The 15,653-nt window shown below is 31.6% G+C and carries 10 protein-coding genes; 4 read left to right on the top strand and 6 right to left on the bottom strand.

Annotated features, from left to right (window positions below; genetic code table 11):
* Nucleotides 1-204 precede the first annotated feature (204 nt).
* From N5E64_RS04530 to N5E64_RS04520, 3 genes are read left to right on the top strand one after another with little or no spacing between them, the layout of a single operon-like run.
* Nucleotides 205-1,824 (top strand): DUF4836 family protein, encoded by a 1,620-nt coding sequence (locus N5E64_RS04530; RefSeq protein WP_280035987.1) that lies wholly within the window; start codon nt 205-207, stop codon nt 1,822-1,824.
* Nucleotides 1,814-2,455 (top strand): ATP-binding cassette domain-containing protein, encoded by a 642-nt coding sequence (locus N5E64_RS04525; RefSeq protein WP_125348666.1) that lies wholly within the window; start codon nt 1,814-1,816, stop codon nt 2,453-2,455. The genes N5E64_RS04530 and N5E64_RS04525 overlap by 11 nt, the downstream gene beginning before the upstream one ends.
* A complete protein-coding gene (locus N5E64_RS04520; protein WP_280035985.1) occupies nt 2,439-3,650 on the top strand; it encodes an FtsX-like permease family protein in 1,212 nt (403 codons plus the stop codon). The genes N5E64_RS04525 and N5E64_RS04520 overlap by 17 nt, the downstream gene beginning before the upstream one ends.
* Nucleotides 3,651-3,726: 76 nt before the next feature.
* Here N5E64_RS04520 and N5E64_RS04515 read toward each other — a convergent pair whose 3' ends face one another.
* The 3 genes from N5E64_RS04515 to N5E64_RS04505 form a co-directional block, all read right to left on the bottom strand.
* Nucleotides 3,727-4,389, bottom strand: a complete 663-nt coding sequence (locus N5E64_RS04515) for a porin family protein (protein ID WP_280035983.1) — start codon at nt 4,387-4,389, stop codon at nt 3,727-3,729.
* A gap of 204 nt (nt 4,390-4,593) precedes the next feature.
* Entirely contained in the window at nt 4,594-5,103 is a 510-nt protein-coding gene (locus N5E64_RS04510; RefSeq protein ID WP_280035980.1) for a hypothetical protein, read from the bottom strand.
* 190 nt (nt 5,104-5,293) lie between these two features.
* Nucleotides 5,294-8,878 carry a DUF2723 domain-containing protein gene (locus tag N5E64_RS04505; protein ID WP_280035978.1) on the bottom strand — a complete coding sequence of 1,195 codons (3,585 nt, stop codon included), beginning with the start codon at nt 8,876-8,878 and terminating at the stop codon, nt 5,294-5,296.
* Nucleotides 8,879-9,129: 251 nt separating this feature from the next.
* Between N5E64_RS04505 and guaB the strand changes: the two genes are divergently transcribed.
* Nucleotides 9,130-10,590, top strand: coding sequence for an IMP dehydrogenase (gene guaB, locus N5E64_RS04500; protein ID WP_125348658.1), 1,461 nt, complete (start codon nt 9,130-9,132; stop codon nt 10,588-10,590).
* A gap of 64 nt (nt 10,591-10,654) precedes the next feature.
* On the opposite strand, the gene N5E64_RS04495 is transcribed toward guaB, so the two are convergent.
* From N5E64_RS04495 to N5E64_RS04485, 3 genes are all read right to left on the bottom strand, one after another.
* Nucleotides 10,655-11,362, bottom strand: coding sequence for a hypothetical protein (locus N5E64_RS04495; protein ID WP_280035975.1), 708 nt, complete (start codon nt 11,360-11,362; stop codon nt 10,655-10,657).
* 109 nt (nt 11,363-11,471) lie between these two features.
* Nucleotides 11,472-13,070, bottom strand: a complete 1,599-nt coding sequence (locus N5E64_RS04490; RefSeq protein ID WP_280035974.1) for a SusD/RagB family nutrient-binding outer membrane lipoprotein — start codon at nt 13,068-13,070, stop codon at nt 11,472-11,474.
* Nucleotides 13,071-13,083: 13 nt separating this feature from the next.
* A partial coding sequence (locus tag N5E64_RS04485; protein WP_280035972.1) for a SusC/RagA family TonB-linked outer membrane protein occupies nt 13,084-15,653 on the bottom strand: 2,570 nt, incomplete at its 5' end.

Raw genomic sequence — 15,653 nt, 5'->3', positions numbered from 1 at the left:
TCTTATTTCTTCTAAATCAAGGAGTGCGAATATAAGAAATTTTTACATATTTTTATTGTTATAGAAACGAAAATCATATTAATAATTGCTTAAATTTATACCAATATTATAGATTTAACAATTCTTGAATAAAAATCAGATGATTTCAGATTTAATTCAGGATTAAACAAATAATTAACAACAATTTTTAAAGATATTTTTTCGATGAAAAAAGGCTTCAAATATTACTCAATTCTATTTCTAATTTTGCTTTTTGCAAGTTGTTCCAAAAACGAAGATTATACGGTTTTGATTCCTACAGATGTAGATTTTGTTGCGTTGATAAATCCAAAATCAATTGCAGAAAAAGGTAATTTTCAGAAATTAGAACAATATAAAATTTATCAATTAGCCGAAGGCGAACTTAAAAATCAAGATCCAACTTTTGATCAATTATTAAATGATATCAAAAACAATCCGACTTCAGCAGGCATAGATATTATCAGCCCTATTTACATTTTTGGACAAAAAATTAATGAAAAAAATATGGTTGCGTTGATTACAAATATGCGTGACAAAGATCAATTTGAAAAACATTTATCAACCATTTACAAAGGTTTATACAAAAAAGATATTTCGTTTGAAAAGAAAGATGGTTTTACAACAATTTCTGGATTCAATAAACCGTTTATAGCTTGGAACAAATCTCAATTTTTATTGATTGTTTCTGAATTTGGAGTTGGAGAAAAAGCGATTCAAGATTATTTCGCGAAAATTATCAACGACAAACATTCGCTTGCGAAAGAAAATAACAGCTTTGGAGATTTTGTTAAAAACTCGCAGGATATCAACATTTGGTACACTGGAAATTTCTTGAAAAACTTCTCGAAACATGAAAGTTCTGAAAAGAAAAACCTTGATTTCACAAAAAGTTCTTGGGTCAATTTTATTTCATTTACTTCGGACGGAATTAGTTTTACACAGAAATTTCATCCAGATGCGATTACAAAAGTTAAATTACAAAAACATCCGATGTGGAAATCAAAAATCAATACTGATTTTTTCAAGTATTTTCCTGCGCAAAGTTACATGAACATTGGACTTGGAATTTATCCTGCCAACACGCGTTATGTGTTCGAAAATCAGAATTTCTTGACTACTTTTTTAGAACAATATGAAATTGATTTGAACAAATTAGAACAAAGTTTTGAAGGCGAAGCTTTGTTTAGTGTATATGATTTTGAGATCGGAAAAGCATTTAATCCAAATGACTTTTTTGGGAAGAAAGAAGCTTTTATCAAGCAAGTTGTTTATCCTCAATTTGTTTTGGGAGGAAAAATGAAAAACGATCTTTTCTTCAACGAATTTATTAAATCTCATCAAGAAAATATTCAGAAAATTGGACCTTATTACATGTTACCAATTTCGACAAATATGAAGATTTATATGACATACAAAAACAATTTGATGTACATCACAAATAATCAATCGATTATGAATCAATATTTGAACAAAATGGTAAGTTCTTCAAATTTTGTCACAACAGGATACGCTACAAACGCTTCAAATCCAATGTTTGGTTACGTGAATCTAAATTTTGATCAATATCCAAAAGAAGTTCAAAATTATATTTATCAACAAATTCCGTTCGGAAACACGAAAGAAATGCAAACGGTTTTATCTTATTTTGATCACATCGATTACCGCGTTTCGAATGAATACACAAAAACAGGAAAAATACATATGAAAAAGACGGATAAAAATAGTTTGGAAGTGATTTTCTTACTTTTGGACCAAGCTTATTCACTATTTTTCAATCAAGCTGCACAACAAAATGGAAATTAAAATCAGTCAACTTGTTCCGCATCCTTTGAAAGAATTTGGGTTCGAACAATCTGAAATTTGGAAAAATACATACACTTTTTCAAGCGGAAATATTTATCAAATCGTTGCACATTCTGGTGTTGGAAAATCGACGTTGATTAATATTTTGTACGGTGATAGAAAAGATTATGACGGAGAAGTTTTGTTTGATGGACAAAATATTAAGAATTATTCTTTGAATGATTGGACAAAAATTAGACGCGAAAAAATTGCGTATGTTTTTCAAGGTTTGCATTTGTTTGAAGAATTAACTTTGATGGAAAATATCCAATTAAAAAATGTATTAACACAACATCAATCCGAAAATCAAATTATTGAATGGATTGAAAAAGTTGGTTTAAAAAGTCATTTACATCAAAAAGCGATTCATCTTTCTTATGGTCAACGTCAACGAATTGCTGTGATTCGCGCACTTTGTCAACCATTTGATTTTCTACTTTTGGACGAACCTTTTAGTCATTTAGATGAAATAAATCAACAACTTCTGATTGATTTAGTTACCAAAGAAGCTGCAAAAAATAACGCTGGAATCATCTTTACAAGCTTACACGAAATTCACGATAAACGCCTTGCAAATGTCATTCAACTCTAAAAATTTAATTGAAAAATTGGTTCGTAAAAACCTAAGTTTCTTGCGAATTACAACCTTTTGTTTTTTCTCTATTATCGGATTTTTCATCTTGATTTTGGCTGGAACAATTTATTTGGATTATGCCAAAAATTTTGGAGAAGATAGTTCAGTTTGGAAAGCAAATTATGTGGTCTTAAACAAAAAAATATCGTCTTTACAAACGTTGACTGGTGAAAAACCAAGTTTTAGTGAAGATGAAATTAATGATTTGAAATCACAGAATTTTGTTGCAAAAGTCGGAACATTTAAAAGCAGTCAATTCCCTGTAAAATTACAAGTTGGTGGAGTTGCTGGAATTCGTGGTTTTTCAACTGATTTATTTTTCGAATCTGTTCCAGAAGATTTCATTGATGTAAAAGAGTCAGATTGGAAATGGCAAGAAGGACAAGATTTTATTCCGATTATTATTCCGAAAAGTTATTTGAATTTGTACAATTTCGGTTTTGCAACAAGTCAAGGTTTACCACAAGTTTCGGAAGGATTATTTACTAAAATTCCTTTTCAATTGATTTTAGGAAAAGGAGAAAATCAGAAAGTATATCAAGCAAGAATTGTCGATTTTACCACAAAAATTAATACGATTTTAGTTCCCGAAAACTTTTTGGAATGGGCAAATCATACGTATGCACCTCAAAAAAATACAGAACCTTCGCGAATTGTTGTTGAAACGAAATCTCAAGGAGATGAAAATGCTTCAACTTATTTTGAGCAACAAAATTATGATATCAACAAAGATGAATTGAAAAATAATGAATTGACGTATTATTTAAAATTAGCTTTTTCCTTGGTTTTATTTATTGGTTTAATCATTGTTTTTGCAGCGATTTGGTTGATGATTATCAATTTTCAATTGATGATTGAAAAGAATAAACACAAAATGAAAGATTTATTTTTGATTGGATATAACATCAATCAATTGGCTCGTCCGTATCTTAAATTTTCGATTATTTTTATGTTAATCAGTTATCTTATTTCGATTCCGTTGGTTTATTTTGTTTTGAATATCATCAAAGAAAAAGTCGGAAAATTTATGGCAACAGAAACTTCTCACATTTGGGAAGTGTTCAGTTTTGGATTAATCATCGTGATCATTTTATTCATCATTAATAAAATAATTTTGACACAATCCATCAAAAAAATTGCGTTGAAAGATTAATACTAAATTTTATAAAAACACAAAAAAGGATTCTGAAAATTTTCAGAATCCTTTTGTTTATGCTTAATATTCTCGATTAGAACGAATATCCAACTCCTATAGAAAACGAATGATTTTTTACATCTCCAACTTCTACATTGTTATTGTTTTTATTATCTCCTATTTTAGTTAATCCCATATAATATCTCGCTCCAACATTGATATTGTCTGTTACATTATATCCCAAACCGAAGTTAACACCAAAGTCAAAGTTTTTTACATCATCTTTTACATCAAACTTTTGTTCTGTTGTGTAAACGGTATTATTCGCATATGTACTTGTAGATTGTTTGTTGCTCGCATACAGATTAAATCCAAATTGTGGACCAGCCTCTATATTAAAACGAGATGCAGCAGGATAGTATTTGAACATGATTGGAACTTGAATATAATCTAAAGTCGTTTTGTTTTTACTTTTTACAGTTGTATTTCCTACTTCCATTACTTCATCTTTGTACTTTCCTCCCATTCTTGTAAAATTTACCTCTGGTTGAACAGCAAATTGATCAGTAATTGGAAAATGTCCATAAACACCTGCACTAAAACCAACTTTATAATCATTGTCCTTTACATCATCTCCATTAAAAGAAGACATATTAACACTCGATTTTATACCAAATTGTGCAGATGTTGTTTTTTCTTGTGCGCTCAAACTAACAACTCCTAACATTGCAGCAGCAATAAAAAATAATTTTTTCATCTTTTTAAATTTTATAGTTCTAATTATGATGCATTCATAATTTCAAGTGCTGTGCCAAATAATGTTAAAACCATACTTTAACAATCTTAAAACAATGATTAACAATGGTTTTAATTCAAATATTTAACATTTAAAGAATTGAATTAAAATGAAAAAGCTACATCTTTCGATGTAGCTTGTATCAAGTATAAGTTGTTCTTGTTATTAGAATTTATAAGCAAAACCTAAAGAAACTGCATCTGCATTAAACTTTTTATCAAATCCATAGTTATTACTTGTAGCAATTCCTTTATATCCAGCATATACATCAAAGTTAGCTCCTGAATAACCAAATTTTGGTTGCCAGAATAAACCTCCGTCCATACCACTTTTCGTAGCAATTGCGTAACCTAAATCTCCACCAATAAATAAATTGTTACTGAATTCGTATTTTGCAGTTGCTGCTAATGGAATAAACCCAAAATCTTCTCCTCCTAAATCTTTAAAATCACTTTTAGCAATAAAATGGTCATACCCGACTTTCGCTCCTAATTTGAAATTATTTGCAATAGGATGTAAGTAAGCTAAGTCTACTCCAAGGTTAAAAGAAGAAACATCTGATGCATTACCTACTGGAATACCCACGTGTACTGTACCTTCTACTCCTGACGTTTGCGCTGAAACTCCTACCATACCTGCTACTGCTAAAGCAGCTGTTAATAATACTTTTTTCATTTTTATAATGTTTTAAAATATTTACAATTTTGTTAAACTTATTTGTATAATTTCAATTTTTGTGCCAAACTCTAAAAATCAATAATGATAAAACATATTAAAATTAACAATAGCTTAATATTCAGAACTTTATTTTACAAAAAAAGCTCCAAAATAATTTTTGGAGCTTTTCTGTTTTTATTGATTTGACTTATTGTCCGACCATTTTGTATAAAATATTCTGTTGTTGTTTCGCATAATTTGTATCAATTTCTGCTGCTACACCAATCATTTCGTCTAAATAATTAAACTGATTCATGATTTTTGCTTGATCAGCTGCATCAACTTTTCCATCCGCAATAACTTCTTTATATAAGGTTTCGAATTTCTTTAAAACAGGATTATAAGCAGATTCGAAAACTTTCAATGCTTTTTCTTTGTCACCTCTTTCACCTAAAGCGGAAGCTTCATTGTAGATTGACATCATCAAATCATTTTTAGCCGCGGCTAAATCTGAACCAATTGAATATCCTTTTCCTGAAGGTAACGACTCGAAGAAAGCAATTTTTGCATTCGCTTCTTTACGAACATGTGCAAACAATTCTTGTGCTTTTTTATCCTCACCAGCTTTCAAATAAATTCCAGCAATTCTACTCACTCCATAACCAATATCGTATTTCGCTAAAGCAGGAATTTCTAACATCACTTTGTCTAAAACTGCAATCGCTTCTTTTTTGCGTCCAGCATTCAATAAATCATCTGCCAAACGAACCGCAGTATTTCTATAAGAAGATGTGTAGTTACGTTCTGTCAAACTAAATGAAGCATCAGGATTATTATATCCAGACCATTTATATGAATTAAATGTTCTTAATAACATATCATTATCAGAAGCTCCAATAATTCCTCCTTTACCAAAAGGTGTATAAATTGGAACTAATTTATAACTCATTCCAGCATTCAATAAATAATCATTCATATAGAATGTATTTTCTGGATCAGAAATTCCTCCTCCACTAAAGTAAATAGGACGATCCCAATTGTATTTCGCCATCATTGACAACAATAGTAAATTGTTTTTGAACAAACTTGACGCTTTGATATTAATTGTGATTGAATCAACCATTTTATCCGCATCTTTTGCACTTACAATTCCGTATTTTAGCGCATTTGCTTTATTTACTGGAACTACAATTTTAGAAACAGGTAAATAATTTGCTTGTCCAATTGAATAACCAAAATAATCTGCTAAAGCTTGTTTTTCTGGAGATTTATTATTTAAAATAAAATCCATCGCTTCTTTAGCGGTCATACTGTCTGTCGTTAAATATTTTTGTAAAGGTTTTAAACTTTTATAAACTGACATCACTTGGTTTGGATCAATTTCAGGATCAGATAAATATTGACCAACTTGCTCGATTGGCATTTGACTTAACGTTTCTAATGTTTGATTAGATCCTGGTTTGATGAAACCATTTATTTGATCAAAAATATTTTTAATAGAACCTCCAACAACAAAAATTTGATCGTTAGTTCCAGATTGATAATCTTTCGGTTTCAAATCACTTGGAAGTGGAGCTGCATTGTACGTTCTGCGTAATAATTGCTCTAAATTCCATGGAGAAGCAGCCAACGTTAAATTCGCAATTTTTACATCATCACGGAAATTTTCGGTTTCTTGTAACCCCCAAAGTGGATAAGTATCATTGTCACCATACACGAAAAGAATGGCGTTTTTATCAAGCGGATTCAGATAATTATAAGCTAAAGAATAAGCTACAGAACGCTCTGAACGATCGTGATCATCCCAGTTTTGAGCTCCCATTAAAATTGGAATACCAGCTAAAATAACTGTCGTTCCAATTGCTAAAGATGGTTTCAATTCTTGCTTCATCAATTTCTGAAGTAATAAATAAACTCCTTGTACACCCAATCCTGCCCAAATCGCAAATGCATAGAAACAACTTACTAATGCATAATCACGTTCACGAGGCTCGAAAGGTTTTACAGATGTGTAAAAGATGATTCCGACACTTGTTAAAATAAACAATGACAACAATGACCACCAGTTAACAAAATTTCTGTTTAATTGTGTAAATAACCCGATTAAACCTAAGAATAATGGTAACATGAAATATACATTTGTTCCATCATTTCTATATTCATCTGGTAATTTTGATTGATCTCCTAAACGTGGATTATCAATAAATGGAATTCCTGAAATCCAATTACCTTTTGTAATCTCGAAATTACCTTCTAAATCGTTTTGACGACCAGAGAAATTCCACATAAAGTAACGAATAAACATATAGTTGATTTGGTAATCAATAAAGTAATTAAATTGTTCACCAAATGTAGGTGGTTCGATATCTAAAATCTCACCATATTTCTTAAGTTCTGCAACTTTTAATTGTCTATTTTGACGCTTTTCTACCAATTGAGCGTACATTTGTTGCGCTTCTTTATCACCAGCATATTGTGCATTCAAAGAGAATTTTGGAAAAGCATAAACTGCCGCATAATTCTCCATTACACCTGGATCTGGACTAAACATTTTAGGGAAAAACTTTACATATTTATCTTCGTATGTATAATCTAAACGATCCGAAACTTTCAAATATTTTCCTGTACGTTGATCCTTGATATATTCAGAACTACGAACTGTACTTTCTGGCGCTCCGTTAGTATCACGTTTGATTCCATCACTTGCAATATGAGCCGTAAAAACTGGTCCGTACATCACAGGCCAAGAACCATATTGTTCGCGATTAAAATAATCTAAAACACCCAAAGCTGTATCAGGATCATTCAAATTCATATGAGGATTTGCATTGGCACGAATCGGAATAACTAACCAACATGAGAAACCAATCAACATAAAAATCACACACCACGAAATTGTATTCAATAAAGCTGAACCATATTTCTGAGTTAATTTAATCGCAAAATAGAAAACTGCGATTAAAATAATAGCGGCGATAATTGTCCCAGAATTAAAAGGCATTCCCAAATTATTGACTACATAAATTTCTGTTCTACCAAAGAATGTCATTACAACTGGGAAAATTATTTTGAATACAAAAGCTAAAATAATCAATGTAATAACATTTGCGATTAAGAAACTTTTGATTGTAAATCTATATTTTCGAGCATAATATACAAAACAAACTGCTGGAATTGCTAACATTGCCATTAAGTGAACACCAACCGATAAACCAATCACCAACGAAATAATTACCAACCATTTGTTTCCTCTAGGTGTATCAGCGACTTGATCCCATCTTGTAATCAGCCAAAATAATAACGCTGTGAAGAAAGATGCCATTGCATAAACTTCCCCTTCTACCGCAGAAAACCAGAATGTGTCGCTAAACATAAAAATTGCAGCTCCAACTAATCCACTTCCTAATGTTATAATTTTTTGAGAAGCATTTAGTTCAATCGCATCAACATTCATTGGATCTTGCGTTTTTGCAAACATTTTTCGAGCAAAATATGTAATTGTCCAAAACAAAAACATAATTGTTCCTGCGCTATATAAGGCAGATGTACTGTTGATTAATATGGCATATTTGCTTCCGTCGCCAAAAGCTAAACCAGACCAAACTGCTCCCATTATTTGGAACAAAGCTGCTCCTGGCGCATGCGTAACTCCCAATTTTGCTGATGATACAATGTACTCACCACAATCCCACAAACTCAGGTAACGTTCCATCGACGCCAAATACAATATTGTCGCTATCAAGAACATCGCAACACCCAAGATGTTGTTCCACTTTTTGAAATTTATATCCATTTTGTTTTAATAAACTATCTTGCGAAAATAAGATAAAAAATTGATATAGCTTAGGATTGAAATGATTAAATTCTGATTAGAATATCATCTAAACAATATGGATTTATCGAATATTTTTAAATTAATTTTAAATTTTCTAATCGATTCATTTACATATTAACAAAACATCAAATCCTTCAAAATAAAGATACATTTTCTCAAATAGTTTTGATTCTAAACTTTTTTCATCTAAATTTGCAATGCAAAAAGCAATGCCTTTAACAGACAAAATTCTACAAACGGGCTTCACTTTTGACGATGTGTTATTAGTGCCTGCCTACTCAGAGATATTACCGAACCAAGTATCTCTACAAACAAGATTCACAGACAATATCACCCTTAACATTCCGATAGTTTCTGCAGCAATGGATACTGTATCCGAAGCAAGATTAGCTATTGCATTAGCGCGTGAAGGAGGTTTATCTTTCGTTCACAAAAATATGTCGATCGAAGAACAAGCGAATGAAATTGATATGGTAAAACGTTCGGAAAACGGAATGATTTCTGATCCAATTACTTTATCTCGTCATCACAAGTTACAAGACGCAGTAAACTTAATGGAGAAATATAAAATCTCTGGTTTACCTGTTGTTGAAGAGGATAGAACATTGGTTGGAATTATTACAAATCGTGATATTCGTTACCAAGAAAACTTCGATCAATTGGTAGAAGATGTGATGACAAAAGAAAATATCATCACTTCTGATATTGATACTGACCTTAAGAAAGCAAAAGAAATTCTTTCTCGTTACCGTATCGAAAAATTACCAATCGTTGACGAAAACAATAAATTAATTGGATTAATCACGATTAAAGACATTGACAACTTAACAGAATTCCCTAACGCATGTAAAGACACAAAAGGTCGCTTACGTGTTGGAGCAGGTGTAGGAGTTGGTGCTGATACATTAGAACGTGTTCAAGCTTTAGTAAACAAAGGTGTTGATATCGTAGCGTTAGATTCTGCTCACGGACATTCAGCTGGAGTTATTAGTAAAGTTGCTGAAGTTAGAAATGCTTTCCCAGAATTAGATATTGTTGGAGGAAATATTGTAACTGCAGAAGCTGCAAAAGCTTTGATTGATGCTGGAGCAAATGCTTTAAAAGTTGGTGTTGGACCAGGATCTATCTGTACAACTCGTGTTGTAGCTGGTGTTGGTGTACCTCAGCTTTCTGCTATTCATGATGTACATTCTTATGCTAAAACAAGAAACGTTTCGATTATTGGAGATGGTGGAATCAAATTATCAGGTGATATTGTAAAAGCAGTTGCTGCTGGTGCAAACTTGGTGATGTTAGGAAGTTTATTTGCTGGAACAGATGAAGCGCCAGGAGAAGAAATTATTTTCCAAGGTCGTAAATTCAAAGCATATCAAGGAATGGGTTCTTTAGCTGCAATGAAACGCGGTTCTAAAGATCGTTATTTCCAAGCTGATGCGAAAAAATTAGTTCCAGAAGGAATCGAAGGTCGTGTTCCTCACAAAGGTTCTATTGCAGAAGTTGTTTACCAATTATGTGGTGGATTACGTGCTGGAATGGGATATTGCGGAACTCCAACAATTCAAGATTTAATTGAAAACGGAAAATTTGTACGTATCACAGGTGCTGGTTTACACGAATCTCACCCACATGATGTTGTCATTACAAAAGAGGCTCCTAATTATTCGAATTAAGAATTATCAATATATTAAACAAAATAGCAAGCCAATTGGCTTGCTATTTTGTTTAATATTCATCTTAAAGCTTGTTCATAAAATCAACAAGTTTAATTTTATCTTTCTCTAAACTTAGATTCAAATTATTCTTATTTACAAAATCTACTAATTCAGGACTATTTTGAATTTTATTTAATTGTTTTTCATTTGTAGGAAACTCATAAAACTTATCTTCTTTATATCTAATCAAATATAAATCACTATCATTTACTAATGAAAATTTTGTATTTGCTTTATTGGCATTATTTTTAAATTCTCCATGAGTTATTATCTTTTTATTTCTTTTATACAAAGAAAATTTATCTTTATCATATACCAAAACTTCTAAATAACCTTCAATTTTACCATTTTTAGTAGGATATTTAAGAAATTGATATTGAGTTAACGGAAAATAAATCATCAACTCAGGAACTTTGGTTAAATTAAAAATTTTACCTTCTTTTTCAAATTCCATCTCATCTGAATAAGCATTATATCTCAATTTAGAAAAGTCAAGATTAAACCCTTTAATCTCTATGTCTTCAAAATTTGGATTAAAATATTGGCTTCCTTCGTATTGTTCTATGACTTCACCTTTATTTCTTAAAGCAATTTCATTTTGAATATTACTTATTTGATGGGATATTCTTTCATTTAAAGTTCTATCAACCCCATCTGTTAATAAATTTTGTTGAGCATTGACACCTAAACAAAAAGAAGCAAAAAAACAAAATATTTTAATTTTTAACATACTCATAATATTTATTATCCAATATACAATTTATTTCATTAAAAATCAATAAAATAAAAAAAGCAGCAAAAATAATTTTGCTGCTTTTATAAAGAAAATGGATATTATATTATTTAGTCATCCACCATAATTTTCCATTAATTGGATCCTTTCCGCCATAAGCTGAAACTGCTTCATTCCAATTTGTAGTATTAAGAGTTTGTTCACCTAATGGATATGAAATTCTATACGGAATATCAGTCATACCTGCTACTAATGGAGTGAATACGTATGGAGTACCATCTATTTCATATCCAGTTTGACCAGGTAATAATAAAATACTACCATTAGGATATCCTGTACGTCTATATTCTACCCAAGCAGTTTGAGGCTGCATATACAAAGCAATATACTTTTGAGTAATTACATTTTCTTTATTTGCAGCTGGTAATGCAGCTACATAAGCATCAATTTTAGCTTGATCTACTCCCCATTTTTGCATAGATGCTATCACACCATTCACATAATTAGTTTGGTTCCAACCATTAGCTTCTGATAACAAGAATTCTACTTCAGAGTATTCCATTAAAACCTCAGCATAATCTGCAGAGAAAATAGTTTTTGAAAATGGAGATACTTTAGATACCTGATTATTTGAGGCTAAACGAGTAGATGGTAATCCATAAGGAATTCCTTGATATTTTGTAATATCATCCGTTTCTACATAGTTACCTGAACCAGCGTTAGCTTTTGATGTTCCTAAAGGTGCAGCATATTTTTGTAAACGTGGATCAACTCCATAATTACCAGATTGTCCTTTTAATAATCTTATTAATTGATTATTCACATAGAAGTCATTTCTATTTCCTACAAAAAATTCACTCCAAAATGGAGAACCTTCCACAGCCGATGTTCCATAATGTTGCAAAGCATTGTCTTCATTTGAGGTAAAAATTCCTTTTGCAATAGCATCTTGCATTTCAGCTTTCGCTTCAGGATATACATCTTTAATTTGGTTAGCAATTCTTAAACGTAACGAGTTTGCAAATTTTTTCCATTTAGATGCATCTCCAAAATAAATTTGGTCACCAATTTTATTCTCAGGACTTGTAAATACATTCTTTTCAGTAATATCCAATTGCGCTTCAGCTTCTTTTAGCTCTTGTAACAAATTTTTAAAGATAACTTCTTGCTTAACATATTTAGGTTGAGCATACGTATCAATTTGTAAAGCTTGAAAATCTGGATTCTTTGCACCACTTAATGACCAATAAGGTACATCACCGAAATAATTTGTCAAATCCAAGAATTCGTAAGCCATCATAATACGTGCTACAGCAATCTGTGTATCAACATCTCCGTAAGCAGCTTGTTGTGGTCCTAAAACAGGATCTGTACAAATACTTATTACCTTTTTTAAGTTAGATAAAGATCGATAACTTGCGTTCCATGCTTGATCTCCTGTTGTCGTACGATAAGCGTATTTATCCTCTTCTGTATAGTTTCTCTGTGCTGAATATTGTACCCAAGGCAATAACATACGTCCAGACACCCATCCATCTCTCATATCATCAACAAATATTTTAGTTGCAATTGGAAAGATTGTATATGTAGGCGCATTTTCGGGTGCATTAGGACTAATATTCATTTCTTCAAATCCATTATCGCAAGAAGATAATAAAGCACTTCCTAGTAATGCTGATAATATAATTGTTTTATTGATTCTCATAATAATTTAATTTTTAGAATTGTAACTTAAGATTCATACCATAAGTTCTTGTAGATGGTAAAGACCCTCCTTCAATACCTTGTATATTTCCAGAACCATAAGAAGCCATTTCAGGATCAAATCCTTTTTTATCTAATCCCCATGTAGCTAAGTTTCTACCAAATGCAGATACAGTAACGTTAGCAAAAGGCCCTGCCCATTTTTTAGGGAAAGTATACGATAAAGTTACTTCACGTAATTTGATGTAGTCTGCATCAAAAACATTTTGGCTATCTACACCATTATAATATGCTTTATAATAATCGTAAGCAGAAACTTCAGTTGTGTTTTTAACATATGATTTTGTTCCTTCATCCCACATTACACCATCTGCAACAACTCCATTCTCACGAACTCCATTAGCCGCGGTTTCTTCTAACATTCCAGAGTACATACCCCACATATGAGAAGTAGAGAAGAAATTACCTCCTTTTTGAATGTCAATTAAAGCTGATAAAGCAACACCTTTGTATGTAAATGTGTTTCTAATACCCATGTTATAATCAGGAATAATTGATCCTAAATTCTTAACTTCAGATTTTTCATAGAATCCATTTGCATCTACTACTTTATTACCTTGATCATCATAAACAAAGTCTGTACCTCTTAACTGTCCATACTGTTGACCAGATAAAGCCCAAAGTTGAACACTAAATGGAGCATTAGTTAAATTGTATGAATCCATTTCATCAGAAACTTTACCTACTTTATTGTTGTTTTTAGCAAAATTCCACGTTACTTTCCATTCAAAATCTTGATTTCTTAATGGAACAATATTTACTAATGCTTCAACACCTTCGTTACTCATCTCTCCTGCATTCAACCACTTATATCCATTTCCTGTAGACCAAGAGTGCTGAACTGGCACTAATAAATCTGTACGTTTCTCATTATAATAAGTCACATCAAAACCGAAACGATTATTAAACATAGATGCTTCTAAACCAACTTCCCATGTATCTTTAATCTCAGGTTTTAATAACGGATTCATCTTAGTATTTGACTGAATAAATGTAGGCGTTCCATTAAAGTTTATACTTGAACCTAATACATCCCCTGTTTGATATGGAGTTAAATCAGATGAAACTTGCGAAACACCTGCTCTTAATTTACCAAAATTTAACCAACTTGGTTTAAATACTTCAGAGAATACAAAACTCCCTGTGACAGATGGATAAAAATAACTATTATTTATTATAGGTAATGAAGAAAACCAGTCATTACGGCCCGTTGCCTCTAAGAATAACATATTCTTATATCCCAAAGAGATCATACCATATATAGAGTTCACTTCTGAAGTTTCTCTAAAACTCGATGTTGTTGGATTATCTAAACTATTTCCAATAAAATAATAATTAGGAACAACTAATCCACCATTTGTAGAAGATGATAATCTACTTTGTGTTTTGTGTCTTCTGTTCACCCCTGCAAAAGCATTTAAGGAGAAGTCTCCCCATTTTTTATCAAAATGTATACGTCCTTCATAGTTCATCTCAGTAAACTTATAGTACGCTTCAGAATACTTTGACATTGCCTGAGAGCCTACCGCTACACGCTCAGATATTTGCATATCATAAGTATCCCCCATTACATTTGCAATTGCATATAATCCTGGAGCTATATCATATTTAAATTCCACATTTCCGTAGAAACGATCTCTTTTATCTTTTGATGTATTTTCATTCACTACCCAGTATGGATTATCAGAATAAGCTGGTGTACCATCATCCCAAGAAGTTCTATTCCAAGAACGTTGGTTACCATTCGCTAATTTATAATTTTTAAGTTGATTATAATCCAATTGTCTTTGCCCCCATTGGAACATTTTTTGAGCTACTGAGTTATCTCCATATCCAACCTCTGGTCTATTGAAACCGTCAGTTCTAGTATAAGTTAAATTAGTTGTTACAGTAAATACATCACTAAATTTATTTGATAAGTTAATACTTGCTGTCGTTTTCTTTAAACTAGAATTTGGAACGATACCTGTTTGGTTAACATTAGATAACGAAACTCTTAAATTAGTAGCCTCATAAGATTTTGTAAACGATACACTATTCGTATATGCGACTCCTGTATTAAAAAATGACTTTACATCATTTTTTGAAGCTCTCCAAGGCGTTGTTTTCATGTAATCGCTAGCAAATTCAGGATCAAAAGCATACCATTGTAAAACTTCTTGATTGTTAAATCTTGGTCCCCAAGATTCATCTGTAGCATAATCTACAATTTGATAATCTTTACCTCCAATATTTACAGTTTCAAAGGTATCAGAAGCTCCACCCCCATATAAACTTTGTAATTTTGGAATTTGGTTAATAGACTCAAAAGCAACACCAGTATTAACAACGATATCTTCTCTACCTTTTTTTCCAGTTTTTGTCTTGATCATAATTACTCCATTCACAGCACGAGAACCGTATAAAGCAGATGCAGGTCCTCCTTTTAAAACGTTGATAGACTCTACATCATCTGGGTTAATATCAAACGCTCCATCACCATAATCACGACCTCCGCCACCACGCTGAGTATTTGTATCATTAC

This window comes from Empedobacter sp. GD03739, from assembly GCF_029843245.1.
Lineage (GTDB): Bacteria > Bacteroidota > Bacteroidia > Flavobacteriales > Weeksellaceae > Empedobacter > Empedobacter falsenii_B.
The sequence above is the reverse complement of the archived record's forward strand: the minus strand, read 5'-3'. Positions and strand labels throughout refer to the sequence as shown.